Raw genomic sequence first — 20,781 nt, 5'->3', positions numbered from 1 at the left:
TCAAGTTCATTATAACACAGCCCGTCGGAAAAGCAAGCAACTGTCTGTTGCGCAGCTTACTTCTTGAGGAGTCTGTCCAGCATTACCTGTCGGCAGTCTTTTTCCAGCGTATCGTCAAGGGGCTCAAGAGCGATGTGCTCGGACTCTCCCCTGTTTACGCAGTATTCTATCATGTAGTCGGAGATCTCCGGGTTCTTTGAAAGGCAGGGACCATGAAGATACGTTGCAATAACGTTCTTTTCGCAGTAGCCCTCAGCCTCGCTCTTTGAGCAGTTTCCGTTGCCGAAAAGCACCTTGCCGAAGGGCGTCTTTATACCCTGAGTCTGTCCGCCGTGGTTCTCAAAGCCCACTACCTTCACAAGCTTGCCCGTTATCTTTGTCTCAATGACGATATTGCCGATACAGCGCTTTCTGCGGCTGTTGGGAGCAACTGTGAAATAATCGAACAGACCAAGTCCCTTAATGTCATTGCCGTCTGCGTCACGGTAGTACTTGCCCATGAGCTGATAGCCGCCGCAGATGAGGAACAGGAATGTTCCGTTCTTGTATGCCTTGATGATACCATCCCTGCATTTAAGCAGATCCTCGGAAATGTGCTGCTGCTCAAGATCGGCGCCTCCGCCGATATATACCAGGTCATAGGAGCTGAAATCGGGCATCTCGGAGTCTATGGAGTACTTGTCCACCTGACAGTCTATTCCTCTTTTTTTGCAGCGGAACTGAAGCACCTCCATGTTGCCGCTGTCACCGTAAAGGTCAAGCATATCGGCGTACATATGAAGAATTTTTATCGTTTTCATTTGTTACCTCCATGCTTTGTGATGTAGCGCTTGAGGGCGCTTCTGGTGGGCTGTACTGCCGTATAATTGGCAATAATGAACTTTCTGCCCTCAGTGCGGGCAAGCTCCTCAACAGCCTCGTCAAGGTCGGGACGCACCACTATTTTTGCGGGATCATAGCCTGCGGTCTTGATACGCACCGCAATGTCATAGGCTCTCGTTCCCGAGGTGACCACTCTTGTAACACGTTCAAAGATACTGAAGTTTATATCATATATCCAGGATACGTCAAGACCGTCGGCAACGTTATCGTTGAGCACGAACAGAAGCTCCTTTTCGCCCTGCATCTCGTTCATAACACGGAGAGTCATGTTGGCTCCCACGGGGTTCTTCGCAAGATTGAGAGTAGCCTTCCTGTCGCCCAGCATGAAGTTCTCCATACGGCCGTTCTTGACAGTATAGCTGTTGATAACTCCGTCTGTCACCTTCTGGTCAATGCCGTAGAGCTTCGCCGCAGCCGCCACAGCTGTCATATTATAGACGTTGTAAATGCTGTTGAGCTTTGGCGAATATGTGTGACCGTCAGCTGTGAACACAGGCTTGTCAAGCTCAATATCCTTTGCAGTGATATAGGGCTCATAGTTTCCGAAGCCGCACTTTTTACATGTGAACTTGCCGATATGTGAGTACTGGTAGTAATCGTACTCCAGAGCCTCGCCGCAGAAGGGACAGAAGCGTCCCTCTGAGGCTTCAAATATCTTCTGTGTCGCAAAGGCATAGGGCTCTGCGTGGAAGTACTTCACATTCTTGTTTTTGGGATTTGCCCTGCCAAGACGGGCAGTATTCGGGTCGTCTCCGTTGAGTATGAGATTGCCCTCAAAGGTCTTGCAGAAGCCGTTTATCTTCTGGATAAGGGTCTCCATCTCGCCGTTTCTGTCAAGCTGGTCGCGGAAGAAGTTCAGCACCACCAGTGTGTCCAGCTTCAGCTGTGAATACACAACGGGAACATGAGACTCGTCGGTCTCCAGTATGAGATAGTCAGCTTTGACCTTTCCCGACATATCGCAGTGTCTCAGCAGAAGCGAGCATATTCCCGTATCAAGGTTATTGCCCTCTTTGTTGATGATTATTTTCTTGCCGCTCCTCTCAAAGAGCTGAGCGATACAGTTGGTGACCGAGGTCTTTCCGTTGGTGCCTGTTACCGCGATTATGGGACAGTCCACCTTGAACATTGAGACTGCCTTATGCCTTGAAAGGTGCCACAGGATTATTCCCGGAAGGTTTCCTGCATTGCGGTGCATAAGTCTCAGCACCTTTACTATTATCTTGCCTATTATTATCAGAAGTCGTTTCAATTTCGTCCTCCGTATTATTAGTTTCCTGTGTATGATACTCTTCCGTCCTCGGAAAAGCCTACCCAGCCGCGCTGCTTTGCAGCCTTTATGCCCAGAGCCACAGAGGTCTCAAGGGTGGGAGTTATCCTTGTGAAGCCGAAGAGGTGTGCCACCTCGCGAAGAAGGTCCGAACGCTCCATAGCTACCTGACGGGACATTATCTCCTTTATGCCCACAGCTATCTCCTCGGGAGCCACATCGTCGATGTCACGCTTGGTATCGTCCTTGTAGACTGTGCGGCACTTGTCGTACTCCTCGGGAGACTGCGTTCCCAGCCATACATACTCGTTCTCGCCTGCTGTTGTGACCTTAGCGTCAGCCTTTTCAAACGCCGACTCGAACACAGCCTTCATATTAGCTCCCGGACGTGATATGCCCCAGCATGAGAAGGCCTTTTTTGCAAGTGTCTTCTTGTTCATGGGAGCCTCGGCTGTCAGTATATCGTTTATGCACTTGCTTATCTTCGCAAGACTTGCCTCGCTGAAGTTTTCCGAGCTTCCCAGTGCCTTTATCGTAAAGGGCTTGAACTCGTCGAAGCTTTCGGAGAAGCTGCTGACCTCCTCGGTCTCGAATACCAGCTCCTGCTTCTTCTTTTCCTCAGTCTTCGGAGCTGCCTCGGGGTGGCGGTAACGCTCAACAGCAGCGTCTATCTCAGACTTTATCTTGCTGAGTACCTTTTCCTTGTTGTCCAGCCAGTCGATGATATAGACGCTCATGACATTCCAGCCCAGTCCCTTCAGCACGCTTGGCTGAGACAGGCTTCTGTCACTGGCTGTACCGTTGTGGAAGTAAGACTCGTTTCCGCAGTTGATAGCCATGATATAGGTATCGGGCTTGTCGGGATTGACAACTGCCACATCTACCTTGTAGTCTGAGCAGCCAACGCTGCACTTGCAATCGTAGCCCAGCTTTCTGATCTCCTCGGCAACTATGGTCTCGAAGCCCTCCGAGCTGCTCTTTGAACCTGCCCTTACGGGAAGAGCGCTTCTGCCCCTTGCAGCAAATTCCAGAAAGCCCTTGAGACCTTCAACACCGTCGGAGCGTGTGCGTGAAAGATCTATCATATCGGGGGTGATAACAGAGAATACTATCATCTTGCACTTGGAACGTGAGATTGCAACATTAAGACGTCTCCAGCCGCCGTCACGGTTAAGTGGACCGAAATTCATGGAAACCTTGCCTTCCTTGTCGGGACCGTAGCCGATAGAGAACATGATAACGTCTCTCTCGTCTCCCTGAACGTTTTCAAGGTTCTTGATGAGTATGGGCTCATACATTTCGTTGGCGTACTCCTCAAGCTTGGGATCCTCGCGGTATGCGTCCACCAGCAGGTCATCGATAAGGTTCTGCTGGGGAAGGCTGAATGTAACGACACCTATACTGAACTTTCTCAGCTCGGGGTCTCTCAGTCTGCGGCAGATCTCCTCCACAACAGCCTGCGCCTCAGCCTTGTTGGTACGGGTAGAGCTCTTGTCATAGTAGCCCTCAACGTGTACCCAGCTTACCTCCGAAACCTGATCGTCAGGCGACGGGAAAGTATAGAGCTTGTTCTCATAATACTTGGAGTTGCTGTATGCGATAAGGCTCTCATGACGCGAGCGGTAATGCCAGAGCAGATGCTTCTGAGGCATGGACAGCGCCAGACAGTCGTCCAGAACGCTTTCAAGGTCTTCTTTTTCGTAGTTCTCCTCGTCCACCTGATTTGAAGCAAAGAAGCTTGTAGGCGGAAGCTGCTTCGGGTCGCCGACTACGATGACATTTTCGCCTCTTGCGATAGCTCCAACAGCTTCACAGGTAGGAAGCTGAGAAGCCTCGTCGAAGATAACAAGGTCGAACTTTGGATAGGACGGGTCTATATACTGAGCCACGGAAATAGGGCTCATGAGCATTACGGGACACATTCTGCGCAGCAGGTTGGGTATGCTGTCGAAAAGCTTTCGGATAGACATCATTCTGCCGCCTGACTTGATAGCCTTCTGGAGTATGCCTATCTCTGAGCTGTTTGCGGAGCTTCCGGGGGTGGGTATCTTTGCCGACAGCTCTGCTGCAAGTTCCTTTATGGAGAGTGTAGAGAAGTTATCCAGCACCTCTCCGAAGCGTCTGATAGTGTCCTCGAAAAGCGTTCCCTGGAACTTCGCAAGCTCGGGAGTGCGTGATATAGTGCTCGTTACCATAGCCTTGCTCAGATCGCAGTCAAATGCGCCTATAAGCTGCTCGGTAGGTACCTCGCCGTTCATGTATGCGTCAGCCACATTGCCGATACCAAGCTCTCTGAGCCTGTTGCAGATAGTGACGATACCTGTCCATTCCTTCAGCTGAGGAAGGGCATTGATAACGGCATCTGCCTTCTGCTGTGCGTCGCTGCTCCAGCTGTCGCCCGTAATGAGCTTGTCCGTATTTATGCCGAAGGTGCTGCGGAGCTGCGAAGCCACGTTCTCAAGAGCGGCAAAGTCAGAGGTTATCTTTGATGTATCCCCATTGACGCCCTGTGTGAGACTGGTGCAGAGCTTCTGCTTTATCTCGGGACTGAATGTAGAGGCTGCAACTCTCTCGCCGAGCTGTGAGGAGCGCTCCACGCATTTCTCTATAGCTGCCCAGTCTGCATTTTCGTCAAGCTTCAGCGTGCCGAAATACTTCACCAGCTCAGGCTGTGCGGAAATCACATTCTGCTTCAGCAGCTTGAAATGATTGATCTTATCGTAGTACTGCGTGATGTTTTCCTTTGTTACCGTTGAGGAGGACTTTGCGTGTACGGCAAGCTCCTTGACAAGCTTGCTGCTGCCCAGGCTCTTTGCGAGAAACCACTTGCCCTGTGCGGTCTTCCACCTTACGAGGGCGTCGGAGGCATTATAGTCAAGCACTGATGGCTCGAACTTGGAGAGAAGCTCCTCCTTTACCTGTCCAAGCTCCCTGCCTGTGCCGATAAGTCCCTGTGCAGCCTCCTTGAAGCCATTCCAGCGGCTGTCGGAAATAATATCGGGAAGGAGCTGCTCGCCGCTTGCAGAGGCTGTGATTATCTCTGCCGCCAGCTTGCACTCTTCAAATGTCATCTCGCTGCTGCCCGTGAACTGAGCCAGCTGCTGAGTATCCTCCTGTGCTGAGGTGAGAGCAGTCTTGAACTCCCTGAGCTTTGCCTCCATAGCTCCCCTTGTCTCGGGAGTACATGAGGTCAGCTCGCATACGCCCAGTGCAGTTGTGGTAACATCACCGAACTCCCTTCCTGCTGCTGCAAGGCTTTCCAGAGTCTCGCGCCAGGTGGAGTATGAGGTCTCGCTCATAGCGTCTATCTGTTCATTTGTAAAGCTGAATTTGCCGCCGAGAGCGCTGTTCTTCTCATATCTTACAGCTGCATCGTACATTGAGCAGCCGAAATTGCGCTTCTTGTGTATCTCCTCCATTGTACCGTTGAGTTCGCGGCGCATTTCGGATATTTTCTCAGCCTGAGCCTTGTACTCCGCAGGCTTCTTTATCCTGCCCACGTTGAGAGTCTCCTCAAGCTGCTTCAGGACCGCGCGTTTCTGCGCCTTATTGGAATGGAGCTCGATACAGAAGGGACCCAGTCCAACCTTATTGAGACGTTTTTCAACAACGGAAAGTGCAGCCATTTTCTCCGCAACAAAAAGCACGGATTTTCCCTGATAGAGGGCGCTGGCTATCATGTTGGTGATGGTCTGGGACTTACCGCTTCCGGGAGGTCCGTGAAGAACGAAGCTCTTGCCCTGGGAAGCTGCATACACAGCCGCAAGCTGTGAGGAATCCGCACTGAGGGGAACTACCAGATCTGTGGGAGCTACCTTGTTGTCAAGGTCAAGAGGAGATATGTACAGATCCCCTTCTGCCCATTCGGTCTTGCCTGAGATAAGGCTTGCAACTACCTTGTTCTTGGCAAGCTCATCGGCACGGTTGCGTATATCGTTCCACATGATGAAGCGGTTGAAGGAGAACTGTCCGATAAAGGCATAATCAACAATATCCCATCTGGGCTGTGACATGATGCCCTGACGAATTGTATTGAAAATGAGCTGGAGATTCACGCCGTTCTCGTCCTCGGGAACGGGATCGAGTCCATTTATGTCGATACCGAAGAACTGTCGGAGCATTTCCAGCATGGTTATGTTGACCTGTGTATCCTCGTCGCGCATACGGATAAGATAGGTCTTCTCCTGCACCTTTCTGATGATGTCAACAGGCACCAGTACAAGAGGTGCATAGCGAGCCTTGTCGCTCTTTTCGGTCTCATACCAGCGCAGGAAGCCCAGCGCCAGATATATGGTATTTACGCCGTTTTCCTCAATGCTCACCTTTGCCTGTCTGTGGAGCTTCTTCATCACCTTTTCAAGGTCACTGTCCTTGATGAAGGTACGGAGCCTGCGGCTCTTGAACTCCGCCTCGGATATGGTGGATATGAGGTCTCGGTCATTCTCTATCTCAAATATTTTGCTGTCGGAAAGCTGTAATGTAGTGTCATTGGGCACAGGCATTACCTTGAAGTCCTCGCCATTTGAGATCTCGTCCTCAAGGACGCCCAGGTCGCTTATCATGAGCTGAACGCTCATTGCCGAGGGACGGAAGTTGAGAAGGCTGTTCCTGAGACTGAGGTCAAGGAGCTTTCTCTCCCACATCACCTGCTTGGTGACCTCCCTTTCCTCTCCTGCAGCGATAGCCTGCTGAGCTATCTCATTGGGAGCGGAGGTTATCTCCGACTTCTTTCGGCTGCCGTAGTCAACAGCCTTGAATGTGCCGTTCTCTGAAATTCGAGAGGGAACAGGACGGATACCGCTGGAACGGGTACGGGTTATATCTATGGCAAAATAGAACTTTGACGGATCCTCCAGATGTGAAGCTGCGTGCTTCTCCGCACTGTCAAAGTCAGTATTCTTGCCTGCCACAAAGTCGGTACACTCAACTATGCTTATGGCGTCGATCCCGTGAGCGATACGCTTTGTGACTGCGGAAACGTCATACTGTAGGCAGTCCGAGAATGTCTCCTCCTCCAGCCAGCAGCCTGCAAAGGCGTGTCCCTGTATCATTATGAGCAGCGGATTGAGTCCCACAGCCTCAAGGCATGAGCAGTAAAGCACAGCCAGATCGAGGCAGGTGCCCTGCTTGCCGTCAAGAACGGTATCGGGCATACGGATACGCTGCGCCTCCTCAAAGCTGGCAGGCGGCATTGTATAGCCGATGTTCTGCTCCTGGAGAGCAGCATAGATCGCTCCCATCTGCTGCTTTACTATATTGGGGTTTCTTGTCTGATAGCCTGTGAAGGCAGGATCGCCGCACCACTTCTTCATGTAAACTCCCGCCGCAGAAACGATCTCCTGCACTCTGGGATGATTGGGTGTGACAAAGGCGGCTGCGGTCTCGGGCATGAAGTTGATACCCGACCACTGATCGTAGGCGAGGAGCTCGATAGTCCTGCACTCCTGTCCTATGACCTCATCGCCCTGAAGGGCTTCGATGGTGACGCTGCCAACCAGCTTCTCGGTAAGGTTGAAAAGCTCATCGGCAAGCATGATTATATTTACGGGAGATACCTCCACGGGCTGAGAGGGCGCAAGATCCACGGGTACGGACTCGAAGGTCTTTGCAAACTCAGGCTCAAAGCTGATCCTGAGGCGGACGCTTTTCAGCTCTTCATCGGTATTGTTGGTCATTACCATATTCCTGAACACGGGAACGTAGTTCTGCTGCATCGCAAAATTGATCTGTGCGGTCATACTGCCGCTGAAAACAACTTTATTCTCCATACAGTCCTCCAATCTGCCTAAGGCAATGCGAATACTATTTCTATGATACCACATTTCGCCTGATTTTACAATATTTACTGCAAAAAAATATAAAAAAGCTGCCGCGGAAATGCTCCGTGGCAGCTTTATCTGTCAGCTCACATAAAGATTTATATGATGTCCTTCAGTCTCGTTGAAGTTCCTGCCGTCGGCAGTGAAAACTCCCTCAAAGTCTATGAACTTCTGGTCATCAGTTTTTTCCATCCACTCCGAGCCGGTAAAGGTTGCTGTTATCCTGCCGTCGGGAGCGATATTGGTAACCTGTCCCACGCTTATAAAGCTTGCCTTTTTGCCCTCCTCGGGCTCAAACTCGAATATTGCCTGAAGATCGCCGTGAACGTCGGCAGTTTCTATCGTGAACTTCATACGGTTATCGCCCTTATCGGGAAGATAGGTACCGTCATAATTGTTTAGAAGTATGCTAAGGTCTGCACCTGCGGACTTCTTCAGGTCTATCTCATAATCATCGGAGGTGAGAGTGCCGTTTTTCAGGTCAAATTTGCCTGTGAAGTCGAGAATATGGTATGTATCGGGGTGTTTCTCCCACTCAGAGCCGGTGAACTTTACTTCGATAATATCATCATCATCGTCGTCATCGCTGACTGTTCCCTCCATGAGATAGCATCCCGTGGGAACGCCCCTGTTGGCAGGATCCTCGTGGAAGGAAAAAAGTGCCTGTATATTGCCGTCCTCATCGGTGCCGAATACGGAAAAGTCCAGTGCGGTAAGTCCCTGTGTGGCAACGTATGTGCCCGAATATGTATTGACAAGCTCGGGATACTCCTTCTTTGCAGCGGTAGTTGCCTCTGTGGTGGCTTCGGTTGTTGTGACTGTGGTAGTTATTTCTGTAGTTGTCTCTGTTGTCGCTATCTCCGAGAGGTAATCGTCGGTATTGTTGTCAGAACAGGCAGCTGTTGCTGCAAGACCAATGGCACAGACAAGAACTGCCGCAGATATTATCTTTCTTTTCACTTTCCTGCCTCCGTTCATGATTTATGAACTACTACTCCGCCTGTTTTGTATATGCAGTCAGCAGGGATAACTCCTCTTACACAGCTTGTGGGGTAGATATTTGAATTTCTGCCGATGACCGTACCTGGATTGAGAACGCTGTTGCAGCCCACCTCAACAAAGTCGCCCAGCATTGCGCCTATCTTCTTTATGCCTGTTTCGATCTGCTCGTCCTCTGACTTTATAACAACATTGGTCTTGTCCGACTTTACATTTGAAGTGATAGAGCCTGCTCCCATGTGTGACTTGTAGCCGAGAATGCTGTCACCTACATAATTGTAATGGGGAGTCTGAACGTTGTCAAAGAGAATAACATTTTTCAGCTCCACGGAGTTGCCCACAACGCAGTTTTCGCCAACAAGAGCGCTGCCTCTTACAAATGCGCCGTGACGTACCTCTGTGCCTGCTCCGATTATACATGGAGCTCCGAGATAAGCTGTGGGGAAAACCTTTGCGGTCTTGTGTACCCATACGTTTTCAGAGGGATTGTCATACTCATCGGGACTGAGAGTCCTGCCAAGCTCGATGATGAAGCTGCTGATGCCCTTGAGAGCCTCCCAGGGATAGGTAAACCTGCTGAGATAATCCTTTGCAGCCGTATGAGAGAGATCATAAAGATCTGCTATTTTAACATTGTTCATGCCATTCAACTCCTGATTTATATTTATGCAACTATAATTATACCCTTACTTCGTCATATTGTCAAGAAAATATGTGCAAATTCTGTAAGATATGTCATATCCCTTTACTTTTATGGTAATATGTGGTAAAATATAATGCGCAGTCATGGAGCTCTGTCTGTGAGCCTCAGAAGCTGCCTCTATAAAACAGGAAGTGTTTATATGAAAAAACTATTTTACAGTCTCAGGAGCAACGGTCATATCCTCTGCTTCATACTGTTCATGTCGATCATATCACTGTTCTCACTTACCTCTGCGGGTACGCCTGTACCTCCGCCCAGATGTGCGGACACTGTTCTCGTCAGCGCAATTAATTCCGCTTCCGAGACTATATCCGAGGAAATGTCGCAGTATACCTTCACAACAACTACTGTCACCACTACCACAACAACTACCACTGTGTCAGTCTCGCCGTATGCGGTCTGTGCGCCGACTACCTATACCGGAAGCTCGCCCAACAGTCATTTCTATCAGGACAGACTTGCCGTTGCAGGCGACTCGCTTGCCCTCGGTCTTGACGTCTACGGCTTTGTGCCCGATATACACAACATCGCAGGAGAATCCGTGTCAATGTGGAATCTCGACTACTTTACATTTGATGTGGGCGGCGGAGAGATGGGGCTTATCGACGCTGTGGAATATATCCACCCTCAGCTGCTGTATATCTCCATTGGTATGAACGATGTCAACATGAACTATCCCGAGCCCTATGTTACCCGATACCGCGAGGTCATTGACGAACTCATAAGACGTATGCCTGATATAAATATCGTTGCTGCTTCAATTACACCTGTCTGCTCATACTGCGAGGTAGTGCGCAATGACATCATCAGGGAATATAACGCCGCACTTGAAAAAATGATCAAGGATATGGACTCGCCTCAGGTGGTCTACTTTGATGCCTATTCCGTGGTCTGTGATGAAGCTCTTGATCTCCGAGAGGACTATACATCGGGAGACGGTATCCACCTGTATATTCCATGCTACAATGACATTCTGTCTGCTCTGTTTGATTTTCTTGATACCACTGACTTTAAAGCCCGAATGGGCGGATAAAAAAGAAGCTGCCCATGGTACGGCAGCTTTTTTTATCATGTATTCTTATCGACCTCATGGAACTTCTTGAGGTTACCGATCTTCTCGTTGCGCTCGTCAAGCACCTTTTCCACCTCAGACCAGTCAAGCCCCTGATTTGCACAGAGCACCATAACATGATAGAGCAGATCGTTGATCTCGTTCTTCAGCTCGTCGTTGTCACCGTTTTTTGCAGCGATAACTGTCTCGGTAGCTTCCTCGCCCACCTTCTTGCAGATCTTGTCAACGCCCTTGTCAAAGAGGTAGCAGGTATATGAATTCTCAGCAGCAGTTCCGTTCTCGAACTGCTTTTTTCTTTCCTTGATGACCTCAAATATTTCCTGATAAACTGTCATTATTCATTCTCCTCATTATTATATATTTCGTTGAAAAAGCAGCTGTAGCTTCCTGTATGGCAGGCAACTCCCGTCTGCTCAACATTTACAAGCAACGTGTCATTATCGCAGTCTCCGTATATAGAGACCACCTTCTGAAGATGCCCCGAGGTCGCCCCCTTGTTCCAGTACTCCTGACGGGAGCGGCTCCAGAACCATGTGTATCCTGTTTCAAGAGTCTTTTTCAGGCTCTCCTTGTTCATATACGCAAGCATAAGAACTGTTTTTGTGTTGACCTCATAGCATATTGCAGGGATAAGCTCTCCCTTTACAAAGAACTTATCAAGGTCATTAAGATCTATCCTGATCATAGTTTACTCCTTTTCCTTGGGCAGACCGTTCTCATCAAATTTGTCGCTGATGCTTTTGGCGACAGATGTGACCGATATGCACAGAATTATAGTGAAGAGCTCCAGATATGCGAATAAAAGAATGGTCGCAATGCTCCTTCCCATCCACAGATACATCATCAGAGCGATGGGTATCGCGGGAAAAAGCTCAAGAGCTCCGACCACCATACAGTTTAAACCGCATATCCTGTTGGCATATTTCCAGGCTTCTCTGCTCTTAAGAGACTCGGAAGTGCGGAATCCGTACTTCATGTTCTCGTCTTCGGGGGCTCTGAATCTCATGTAATATCCACAGAAAAACACAATTGAAGCCATAACTGTATCGATTGTCAGAAATAACCCCAGCATATATTACCTCACTATCACTCCCTTGCCGCGGCAATAGTCCTTGACCTCACCCACGGTAAGCTCCTTGAAGTGGAAAAGTGAAGCCGCAAGCGCAGCTGTAGCTCCTGTCTTCTCGAACACCTCATAGAAGTCGTTTATCTTGCCTGCTCCGCCGCTGGCGATAACAGGTATTGAGCAGTTGTCACAGACCGCTTTCAGCATGGGGATGTCAAATCCCTCCTTGGTGCCGTCGGCGTCGATGGAATTCAGGCATATCTCGCCTGCTCCCAGCTTTTCTATGGTATGTACCCAGTCGATGAGGTCGATGCCCATATCCTTGCGTCCGCCGTTGATATAGACGGTCCACTTGTTATCGGCGATCTTCTTGGCGTCGATACCGACGCAGATACACTGGCTGCCGAAAATATCGGCGCCGTCCTTGATAAGCTGAGGATTCTGCACAGCCTGGGAGTTGACGGAGACCTTGTCCGCACCTGCTCTCAGCGCCTCACGAATGTCGTCAACAGTCTTTATTCCGCCGCCCACTGTAAGCGGCACAAAAACCTTCTTTGCAGTATCGCGTACCACATCGAGGAAAACTCCGCGTCCTTCGAATGATGCGGTTATATCATAGAATACGATCTCGTCCGCACCCTGCTTGTTGTACTCTTCCGCACACTCAACAGGATCGCCCACATCGCGTACTCCCTCAAAATTAACGCCCTTTACTACCTTTCCGTTTCTTACGTCAAGGCACGGGATTATTCTCTTTGCAAGCATTATTTCACCTCCGCGTACTGTACAGCCTCTCTCAGATCAAGAGTGCCCTTGTATATGGACTTTCCGCAGATAGTACCGTAAAGTCCCATTTCCTTGCAGGCGATTATGTCGTCCATGGTGTGTACACCGCCGCTTGCAACTATATTTGCTCTGCCCTCGGTAGCGTCTGCAAGCTTTTTCAGCTGCTCACGGTTGACGCCCGAGAGAGTTCCGTCCTTTGAAATGTCAGTGAAGATGAAGTACTTGACTCCCGACTCTATCATCTTGTTTGCAAGGTCGATATAGTGAACATCGGAGCTCTCTAGCCAGCCCTCTGTTGCCACCATCTCATTCATGGCGTCTATCCCAACGACTATCTTCTCGCTGCCGAACTTCTCAACGGCGTCACAGACAAGCTTAGGATTCTTCAGAGCGACCGAGCCGAGAATGACTCTTGTGATGCCCATTTCAAGGTACTCCTTTATTGTCTCAAGGCTGCGGATACCGCCGCCCAGCTCAACTTTAAGCCCTGTTTTTTCGGCAACATCGGTATATATCCTGGTGTTGACGGGTCTGCCCTCCTTGGCGCCGTCAAGATCAACCATATGTATCCACTGAGCGCCTGCCGCCTCGAAGCTCCTTGCGGTCTCCAGATAATCGGAAGCCACCTTTTCAACCGTGGAAAAGTCGCCCTTGAACAGGCGGACGCAGTTGCCGTCCTTGATATCTATTGCAGGTAAAATTATCATGATTATTCTCCTTTTGATCTGATGAGTTCAAGCAGTGGTTCAAGCGCCTTTTTATCAGTCCAGTCACCTTTTTTTCCGTTTACCTCAAGCAGAGGGCGGTCCCATTCCTTTATCTCGGAGGGATCCTTCTTCTCAAGCATCTTAACATAGAGCTTGCACATCGCCTTATCCGCGAAATTGAGATCGTCCATATCCCACATACCGCGATAGTAGAAAAACGGTATACCCTCAAGCTCTCCGCTGACGTTGCGCTCCTTCAGCAGTTTCATCATCTCATCGCTGTATGGAGCGACTCCGCAGCAGTAAATGTAGATTTTCTTCCCTTTGAGGGCTCCGATGTTCTTTTTCAGAAAGGCTATCCCTGCAACCGAACCTGCATAAACGCCTCCGCCGAGAATGACAGTATCGTATTTTACTACCTCTTTTATGTCTGCCTTTTTTGTGTCGGTCACTCCGAAGCCTGTCTCCTGTGAGAGCCATTCAGCGTATTTTGCAGAAGCTCCGTACTTTGACCGGCATAATATAATTCCGCTCATTGTTTACCTCATTAGTTTATTTCTTATCTTTTCAGCATATCCGCGGGGCAGCCCGACAGCTTCAAAATAATCAGCCACGGTGCCAAAGCGCTCTCTGAACAGCTTCATAAAGCCCCTCATACTCTTTTCGTTGGCGAGAACAGTCTCCCTGTTGACCTCGGGATGTGCAGCCAGAAAGGCAGCAAGCCTCTCCTTGTTATATTCACGGCTGACCACATAGTCGCTGACTATGCTATCCTCATCGGCATCGCAAGCCATGAGGATTATAGCCGAAACTACGCCTGTTCTGTCCTTGCCTGCGGTGCAGTGGAAAATGACTCCGCCCTCGGCTTCCGCCATGGTCTTCATTACCTTTGGCATATTCTCGGCGGTTGCAATGGTCATGTAAGACCGCGGAACAGCTTCAAGGCTTTCCGGAGGTGCGCTTCCCTCGGTTATGGGAAAATGATGATATTCAAAGCCCTCCATATCGGCAGTTCCGTCGGGAGACTTCTTTACCTCTGCTTCAGTACGCATATCTATGATAGTGGTCATTCCGCTGCTGAGCAGCTTCTCCTTGTCTTCCGCTGAAAGAGTACCGAGTGTATCGCTGCGCCAGAACACGCCATTTCTTGTGAAACCGCCGTTAACTGTCTTTATTCCGCCAAGCTCTCTTGTATTGCGTGAGCACGAAAGCAGACTGACATATTCACTCATTTTATAAGCCCTCCGAAGCTTCTGAGTATCTTCAGACCTGTCTCACCGCTCTTTTCGGGGTGGAACTGTGCTCCGTAGACGTACTTTCCGTCGTATACCAGTGCGGGAACTCTGCCGCCGTATTCAACATACGCAGCTATATCGCTGTCCTCACAGTGTGCCTTGTAGGAGTGAACGAAATAAACATATTCGTTATCGCCCACATTCTCCAGAATCGGACATTCATTGAGCTTTTCGAGCTTGTTCCAGCCCATGTGGGGGATTATAAGCTCAGGCTCCTCCATTTTGCGGACGCTGCCGCCGATAAGTCCCAGACCGTCACATTCCTCGAACTCATAGCCCTTGTCAAAAATGAGCTGCATTCCGAGACAGATACCGAGGAAGGGCTTCCTTGCAGCCTCCTCCTTGATGGTGTCAACAAGTCCCGTAGCCTCAAGCTTTCTCATTGCCGCAGGAAAGGCGCCTACACCGGGAAGAATAACCGCGTCGGCAGCCTTTACCGACTCCTTGTCGCTTACCAGTCTGCTTTCAAGTCCGAGATAGTCCAGGGCGTTCTTGACGCTGAAAATATTGCCTGCGCCGTAGTCGATTATCGCTATCATCAGAGAACTCCTTTCGTGGAGAGTGTTGAACCGTCGGCATTTTCGGTCACAGCAGTTTTAAGTGCGTGTGCCACTGCCTTGTATATCGCTTCCGCCTTGTGGTGGTCATTGCTTCCGTATAGGAGGTTGATGTGGAGTGTCATTCCCGAGTTGAACGCAAATGCACGGAAAAACTCCTCTGTCATGCAGAGGTCGTAGCTGCCGCAGCTCTGGTTTGTAAACTCGCAGTTGAATACCAGAAAGGGACGGTTGCTCAGGTCAAGGCTTGCCATGGCGAGAGACTCGTCCATGGGGATATAGGCTGTTCCGTAGCGGACGATGCCTGATTTTGCGCCGAGAGCCTGTCCAAGAGCCTGTCCGAGAGCTATTCCTGTATCCTCTATGGTGTGGTGGCAGTCAACGTGCAGGTCACCCTTGACCTTGATGTCCATGCTGATACCGCTGTGAACAGAGAGAGCTGTGAGCATATGGTCGAAGAAGCCCACGCCCGTATCTATGGAAGCCTTTCCCTTGCCGTCAAAGCTCACGGAGATCTTTATCTGAGTTTCCTTTGTGTTGCGCTCGATAGTTCCTGTACGCATAATAGCCTCCCTTATCTGTTGAAATATTTATCAAGTACCTCGATAAATCTTGCATTTTCCGCCTCTGTGCCTGCGGTTATCCTGATAGCCCCCCTGAACTTTCTGATAGCAATGGAGTTCTCCAGCATGAACTTGTATATATCCTCATACTTGTCCGTAATGATGAATACGAAGTTTGTGCAGGGCTCCATTATCTTGTCAAAGCAGCTGTACTTCTCGTTTATTGCAAGAATATCGCTGTAAAGCTTTTTTGTATTGGAAACGATGATGTTGCGGCACTCCTTCAGATATTCCTTTTCGCTGAGAATATCGGAAACTATTGTCTGTGCAACGGTATCGTTATTGTAAGGCGACTTAGCCGCTCTTATAGCATTGGTTATGGTCCTGTTGGAAACTGCAAAGCCGAATCTCACAGCTGCAAGTCCTATCGCCTTTGAGCAGGTCTTGAGGATAATGAGGTTGTCATAGTTGCTGACCTCGTCAAGGAGAGACTGATCCCAGAAGTCCATGTAAGCCTCGTCAAGAATAACCAGACAGCCGTCCAGCGCCTCTATTATCTTTCTCACGGAAGCCCTGTCAAGTCCCAGTGATGTGGGGTTGCAGGGGTTGGAGAAGATAAGTCCCTTTGCCCTCTTTTCCTTGCAGAAGGCGATGAGCTTGTCGGGGTCTATGGTAAGGTCAGCTTCCTTCTGGTAGGTGGCAACTTTTACCTCATAGAGCTGAGCATAGAACTCGTACATTGAGAAATCGTAGGAGACGTTAACGATAGTGTCCCCTGCCTCAAAAAAGCAGCTTGAGATTATGCTGATAAGCTCGTCGGAGCCGTTTCCTGCACTTATAAACTCCTCGGGAACGTTGTAAAGCTCTGAAAAAGCCTTTGTGGGAGCCTTTGCAAGGCAGTCCGGATAGCGGTTGAAGTCTATCTGCGAAATGCTCCTGCCTATCTTTTCCTTTAAGCTGTCATTAAGGTTGAAGCAGCTCTCGTTTGCGTCCAGTCTTATGTCATAGTGTCCTGTGATGGGATCATAGGGCACCAGATCTATCAGCTTTTTATTAAGTTTATAACTCATATTATATCCTTTCCGATAAACGCCTATAGGGCAGCTGTTTTTCAAGCCGCCCCACAGTCTTAATATCCAACTTTGACAAATTCAATCATGCCATCTTTTTTATTTATGATAACTGATTCACCGCGAGGGTGGTTACTATTATGAACAACAGAGATAACATATACTACTGAATCATCTTCGTGACCTTCCCAGAAATCATAATCAAAAGGTACATAAATTGATCCATCACCTTCACGGCTGTCTAAATACGTTTCCGGAGCCATTTCATCCACACTTGCTATTCCTTGATATGTGAATTCCGAAAATGGTATTATGTATATCGCCTGCTTTGAATACTCAGCTTCGTACCGAGTAAGCTGCTGCTCCGATGTGCTGAATCGGACGCTGAAATGTCCTGTTCCCTGCAAGATGCTTGGCACAGATTCTATTCTATAGTCACTTACATTCTTCGGCAGCTTATGAGGAAAGCTATCAGAATATCCCGGGTGTAAAATAGCAACATACTTTCTCTGTGAATAGTATTTCCATGGTGTTGTACAATTGAACCCCTTTGCTATCAAGATGAAAAATATCAGTATGAGCGCAGCAAAAATGTTTAGTATCAGCATGAGCTCAAATAAGCTTTTTCGCCCTCTGATGTAGCACAACAGTAAAAAAGCAGTCCAACCACCGATCATAAAAGCAATAATGTAGTCTACTTCAACCGTAATACAAGTAATTGCAGATATCATAGCCATAATAATCGCAATAATCAGAAAGATCAGATCTGAGACTTTATTACGTCTTATAACTGCTGCTTCCTTTGTATTAGCAGGTTTGACTTTTTTTAAGATCATAATTATTCAAATCTTACCTTGATAGCATTGGCGTGAGCGGTAAGTCCCTCGCGCTCTGCAATAAGAACGATGTCGTCCTTTGCCTGTCTCAGTGCGTCCTCGGTGTAGTAGGTATAAGCTGTACGCTTTGTGAAGCTTGCAACGCCAAGAGGCGAGAAGAAACGAGCAGTACCGCTTGTGGGGAGGACGTGGTTGGGACCTGCATAGTAGTCGCCAAGAGGCTCGGAAGCATAGTGTCCGAGGAATATTGAGCCCGCATTGTCAAGGCTTCCCAGAAGCTCAAAGGGGTTCTCCATAAGTACCTCAAGGTGCTCGGGAGCTATCTCGTTTGCCAGCTCTACGCACTTTTCGCGGCTGTCAGCGATGATGATAGCGCCATAGTCCTCAAGAGACTTCTCAATGATGGCCTTTCTCTCAAGGTACTCCTTCTGGCGGTCGATCTCCTTCATGGTAGCGTCAGCCAGCTTTTCACTGGTTGTAACCATGATAGCGGAAGCCAGAACATCGTGCTCAGCCTGTGACATAAGGTCTGCGGCTGCAAACTTGGGATTTGCAGTATCATCTGCGATAACAAGTATCTCGCTGGGACCTGCGATCATGTCTATATCAACAACTCCGTAAAGGAGCTTCTTTGCTGTGGCAACATAGATGTTTCCGGGGCCTACTATCTTGTCGCACTTGGGTATCTCCCCTGTGCCGTATGCAAGGGCTGCGATAGCCTGTGCTCCGCCTGAAAGGAACACACGGTCAACTCCGCAGATAGCTGCTGCAACAAGGATGTCCTTGTTGGGAGTACCGTCCTTCAGAGGAGGAGTTACCATGATTATCTCCTTGACGCCTGCGATCTTTGCAGGGATAGCGTTCATGAGAACGCTTGAAGGATAAGCAGCTGTGCCGCCGGGAACGTAAAGTCCTACTCTGTGGAGTCCGCGGACACGCTGTCCCATAATAACGCCGTTCTCCTTGGGAGAGATAAAGCTCTGCTCCACCTGTCTCTTGTGGAAGTCGGCAATGTTCTCCTGAGCGTTCAGGAGCGCATCAACAAAGTCCTGGTCAGCCTCTGTGAGGGCATCGTTTATAACTTCACGGGGAACCTCATAGTACTGAGGAAGATTTCCGTCGAACTTGAGTGTGTAGTTCTTTACAGCCTCGTCACCGTTCTCCTTAACATTCTCGATTATCTCGGAAACCACCTCTGTGACCTTCTTGTTGGTCTCGCCGCTTCTCTTTTTTAGGTCATTGAGGAAAGCGACCTCGTCGGTTCCGTTTGCAAAAATTTTTTTCATCAAAGATTCTCCTCTATAAGTGTGATAAGTCTGTCTATTTCAGCGTGTCTCATCTTGAGACTAACAGTGTTTGCGATAAGTCTTGCAGAGATAGGTGCAACGTCCTCGATGACCTCGAGACCGTTCTCCTTGAGGGTGGTTCCTGTCTCCACGATGTCAACGATACCGTCAGCCAGCTCCAGAAGGGGTGCCAGCTCAACAGAGCCCTCTATCTTGATTATCTCTGTATCCATGCCCTTCTTCTCGAAGAAGCTTCTTGCAACGTTGGGGTACTTTGTGGCGATGGTCTTGATGCCGTAGCCGCTGTAGAAATCGTAGCCCTTCTTGGTTGCCAGGGCGAATTTACATCTTCCGAAGCCAAGGTCAACAAGCTCATAGAACTTGCCCTTCATCTCCATGATAGTGTCCTTGCCGACTACGCCCATATCGCACACGCCATGCTCAACATAGGTGATAACGTCGTTAGCCTTTGCCAGGACTACCTCAAGATTTGCATCGGGAACGGGAAGTATCAGCTTTCTTCCCTTTTCGCGTACTGCTGTGCAGTCAAAGCCCAGCTTTTCAAGGAGACCTACTGTGTCCTTCTCAAGTCTGCCCTTTGTAAGAGCCATTCTGATAGGCTTGTTCATATATTGACCTCCTTGCTTTCTCCGTCGATAACAACGACCTTGGAAATTTTCTTCTCCATAGCGTACTCGCGGACGCTCTCAAGGTCGTCAAAGAGAGCGTTCTCAACGATGAGTCCCTGCTCACGGAGCTCCTTGGCAGCCTTCAGTGCAGCTACCTCGCAGCCATCCTCGGCATATACGATAACGTCAGCCTTGGGCTCTGCGGGGAGAACGTCGCTCTTCTCCATAAGCTTTGCAACTGCGTTGATATTTACAGCAAAGCCGATAGCGGGAACGTCATATCCGAACTCTGAAATGAGTCTGTCATATCTTCCGCCTGAGAGAACTTCCTCTCCATGGCCCTGTAAATAACCCTTTATGATAAGACCTGTATAGTAATCGGTCTTGTTTACCAGTCCAAGATCAACGGTTATTGAGCCGTCGCCGCCGCAGAGCTCGGAAGCATCTGAGTATACCTCTCTGAGTTCATCAAGGATACGCTTGATATTCTCATCGGGCATAAGCTCCTCAGCCTTCTCGAATACCTCCTCGCCGCCGAAGAGTGCGGGAAGCTTCTTGAGTGCAGTGGTAACAGGAGAATTTCCGAAGCTGTCAAGCAGATCGTTGAGAGCAGGGAAATTCTTATTCTCGATAAGCTTTCTGATGGCTTCCTTATCCTTGTCGGAGGCTTCAAGCTTGCCCACAAGCTCCTTGAAAATACCGATATGTCCAAGCTCAAGAGAAAACTCCATGCCGAATGAGCTGAGGGAGTCAACTGCTGTGGAGATCACCTCAAGGTCAGCCATTTTCAGCTGTGAACCGATAAGCTCGATTCCTGTCTGGACTACCTCGTCGCTTCTGCCCTTCAGTGAAGGCTCTGTGGTGTAAACTGCCTGAGCATAGCACAGCTTCAGAGGCAGGTCTGCGTCTCTCAGACGTGTCGCAACTATTCTTGCGATAGGCATTGTGTTGTCAGGACGCATAACAAGGAGCCTTCCCTTGCTGTCGGTGAGCTTGTAAAGGTTCTCCTGCGGGAAATAGCTTGAATTCAGGTTGAATACATCGTAAAACTCAAGACCTGGAGTAATGGTCTCGCTGTATCCCCTGCTTCTGAAGAGCCCCATGAGCGAGCTCTCTATATTTCGTCTTACTATGCACTCTCCGAAGAGCAGGTCCTTTGTGCCCTCGGGAGTGATAAGGTCGTAATTCTTCATATTTACCTCCTGGGTATTATCACTTTAGTCTGCTAACATGATAACATG

The 20,781-nt window shown here is 49.2% G+C and carries 20 protein-coding genes; 1 reads left to right on the top strand and 19 read right to left on the bottom strand.

The window, feature by feature from the left end:
- Window positions 1–56: 56 nt before the first annotated feature.
- From T488_RS0108210 to T488_RS0108190, 5 genes are all read right to left on the bottom strand, one after another.
- Window positions 57–800 (bottom strand): type 1 glutamine amidotransferase, encoded by a 744-nt coding sequence (locus T488_RS0108210; RefSeq protein WP_028520352.1) that lies wholly within the window; start codon window positions 798–800, stop codon window positions 57–59.
- Window positions 797–2,134, bottom strand: coding sequence for a Mur ligase family protein (locus tag T488_RS0108205; protein ID WP_028520351.1), 1,338 nt, complete (start codon window positions 2,132–2,134; stop codon window positions 797–799). Before T488_RS0108205 ends, T488_RS0108210 begins: the two co-directional genes overlap by 4 nt.
- A 17-nt stretch (window positions 2,135–2,151) precedes the next feature.
- Window positions 2,152–7,920 (bottom strand): DUF4011 domain-containing protein, encoded by a 5,769-nt coding sequence (locus T488_RS0108200; RefSeq protein ID WP_028520350.1) that lies wholly within the window; start codon window positions 7,918–7,920, stop codon window positions 2,152–2,154.
- 132 nt (window positions 7,921–8,052) lie between these two features.
- On the bottom strand, window positions 8,053–8,931 hold the full coding sequence (locus T488_RS0108195; protein ID WP_155267186.1) for a hypothetical protein: 879 nt from the start codon (window positions 8,929–8,931) through the stop codon (window positions 8,053–8,055).
- Between the two features lie 14 nt (window positions 8,932–8,945).
- Entirely contained in the window at window positions 8,946–9,611 is a 666-nt protein-coding gene (locus T488_RS0108190) for a UDP-N-acetylglucosamine pyrophosphorylase (RefSeq protein WP_028520348.1), read from the bottom strand.
- A 201-nt stretch (window positions 9,612–9,812) separates the two neighbouring features.
- Between T488_RS0108190 and T488_RS0108185 the strand changes: the two genes are divergently transcribed.
- A complete protein-coding gene (locus tag T488_RS0108185; protein ID WP_028520347.1) occupies window positions 9,813–10,706 on the top strand; it encodes an SGNH/GDSL hydrolase family protein in 894 nt (297 codons plus the stop codon).
- 35 nt (window positions 10,707–10,741) lie between these two features.
- On the opposite strand, the gene hisE is transcribed toward T488_RS0108185, so the two are convergent.
- The 14 genes from hisE to hisZ form a co-directional block, all read right to left on the bottom strand.
- Window positions 10,742–11,080 (bottom strand): phosphoribosyl-ATP diphosphatase, encoded by a 339-nt coding sequence (gene hisE / locus T488_RS0108180; protein ID WP_028520346.1) that lies wholly within the window; start codon window positions 11,078–11,080, stop codon window positions 10,742–10,744.
- On the bottom strand, window positions 11,080–11,430 hold the full coding sequence (hisI, locus tag T488_RS0108175) for a phosphoribosyl-AMP cyclohydrolase (protein ID WP_028520345.1): 351 nt from the start codon (window positions 11,428–11,430) through the stop codon (window positions 11,080–11,082). The genes hisE and hisI overlap by 1 nt, the downstream gene beginning before the upstream one ends.
- A 3-nt stretch (window positions 11,431–11,433) precedes the next feature.
- Window positions 11,434–11,751, bottom strand: coding sequence for an SdpI family protein (locus T488_RS0108170; RefSeq protein WP_037297588.1), 318 nt, complete (start codon window positions 11,749–11,751; stop codon window positions 11,434–11,436).
- A 69-nt stretch (window positions 11,752–11,820) separates the two neighbouring features.
- The gene (hisF, locus tag T488_RS0108165; protein ID WP_019678610.1) at window positions 11,821–12,576 is read right to left on the bottom strand and encodes an imidazole glycerol phosphate synthase subunit HisF; all 756 of its coding nucleotides are present in this window, start codon (window positions 12,574–12,576) and stop codon (window positions 11,821–11,823) included.
- Window positions 12,576–13,304 carry a 1-(5-phosphoribosyl)-5-[(5-phosphoribosylamino)methylideneamino]imidazole-4-carboxamide isomerase gene (gene hisA, locus T488_RS0108160; protein ID WP_028520343.1) on the bottom strand — a complete coding sequence of 243 codons (729 nt, stop codon included), beginning with the start codon at window positions 13,302–13,304 and terminating at the stop codon, window positions 12,576–12,578. Before hisA ends, hisF begins: the two co-directional genes overlap by 1 nt.
- A gap of 2 nt (window positions 13,305–13,306) precedes the next feature.
- Window positions 13,307–13,840, bottom strand: a complete 534-nt coding sequence (locus T488_RS0108155) for a flavodoxin domain-containing protein (RefSeq protein ID WP_028520342.1) — start codon at window positions 13,838–13,840, stop codon at window positions 13,307–13,309.
- A 3-nt stretch (window positions 13,841–13,843) separates the two neighbouring features.
- On the bottom strand, window positions 13,844–14,536 hold the full coding sequence (locus T488_RS0108150; RefSeq protein ID WP_028520341.1) for a tyrosine-protein phosphatase: 693 nt from the start codon (window positions 14,534–14,536) through the stop codon (window positions 13,844–13,846).
- Window positions 14,533–15,138: an imidazole glycerol phosphate synthase subunit HisH gene (gene hisH / locus T488_RS0108145; protein ID WP_028520340.1), complete on the bottom strand. Its 606-nt coding sequence runs from the start codon at window positions 15,136–15,138 to the stop codon at window positions 14,533–14,535. The genes T488_RS0108150 and hisH overlap by 4 nt, the downstream gene beginning before the upstream one ends.
- Complete coding sequence (hisB, locus tag T488_RS0108140) at window positions 15,138–15,719, bottom strand: imidazoleglycerol-phosphate dehydratase HisB (RefSeq protein WP_028520339.1); 582 nt, start codon at window positions 15,717–15,719, stop codon at window positions 15,138–15,140. The genes hisH and hisB overlap by 1 nt, the downstream gene beginning before the upstream one ends.
- Before the next feature lie 11 nt (window positions 15,720–15,730).
- A complete protein-coding gene (locus T488_RS0108135; RefSeq protein WP_028520338.1) occupies window positions 15,731–16,789 on the bottom strand; it encodes a pyridoxal phosphate-dependent aminotransferase in 1,059 nt (352 codons plus the stop codon).
- A gap of 59 nt (window positions 16,790–16,848) precedes the next feature.
- Window positions 16,849–17,625, bottom strand: a complete 777-nt coding sequence (locus T488_RS0108130) for a hypothetical protein (protein ID WP_028520337.1) — start codon at window positions 17,623–17,625, stop codon at window positions 16,849–16,851.
- A 2-nt stretch (window positions 17,626–17,627) separates the two neighbouring features.
- The gene (hisD, locus tag T488_RS0108125) at window positions 17,628–18,914 is read right to left on the bottom strand and encodes a histidinol dehydrogenase (protein WP_028520336.1); all 1,287 of its coding nucleotides are present in this window, start codon (window positions 18,912–18,914) and stop codon (window positions 17,628–17,630) included.
- Window positions 18,911–19,540, bottom strand: a complete 630-nt coding sequence (hisG, locus tag T488_RS0108120) for an ATP phosphoribosyltransferase (RefSeq protein WP_028520335.1) — start codon at window positions 19,538–19,540, stop codon at window positions 18,911–18,913. The genes hisD and hisG overlap by 4 nt, the downstream gene beginning before the upstream one ends.
- Window positions 19,537–20,733: an ATP phosphoribosyltransferase regulatory subunit gene (hisZ, locus tag T488_RS0108115; protein ID WP_028520334.1), complete on the bottom strand. Its 1,197-nt coding sequence runs from the start codon at window positions 20,731–20,733 to the stop codon at window positions 19,537–19,539. Before hisZ ends, hisG begins: the two co-directional genes overlap by 4 nt.
- Between the last annotated feature and the right edge of the window lie 48 nt (window positions 20,734–20,781).

Source organism: Ruminococcus flavefaciens ND2009, from assembly GCF_000621785.1.
Taxonomy (GTDB): domain Bacteria; phylum Bacillota; class Clostridia; order Oscillospirales; family Ruminococcaceae; genus Ruminococcus; species Ruminococcus flavefaciens_C.
This window is presented reverse-complemented; position numbering and strand designations above follow the sequence as displayed.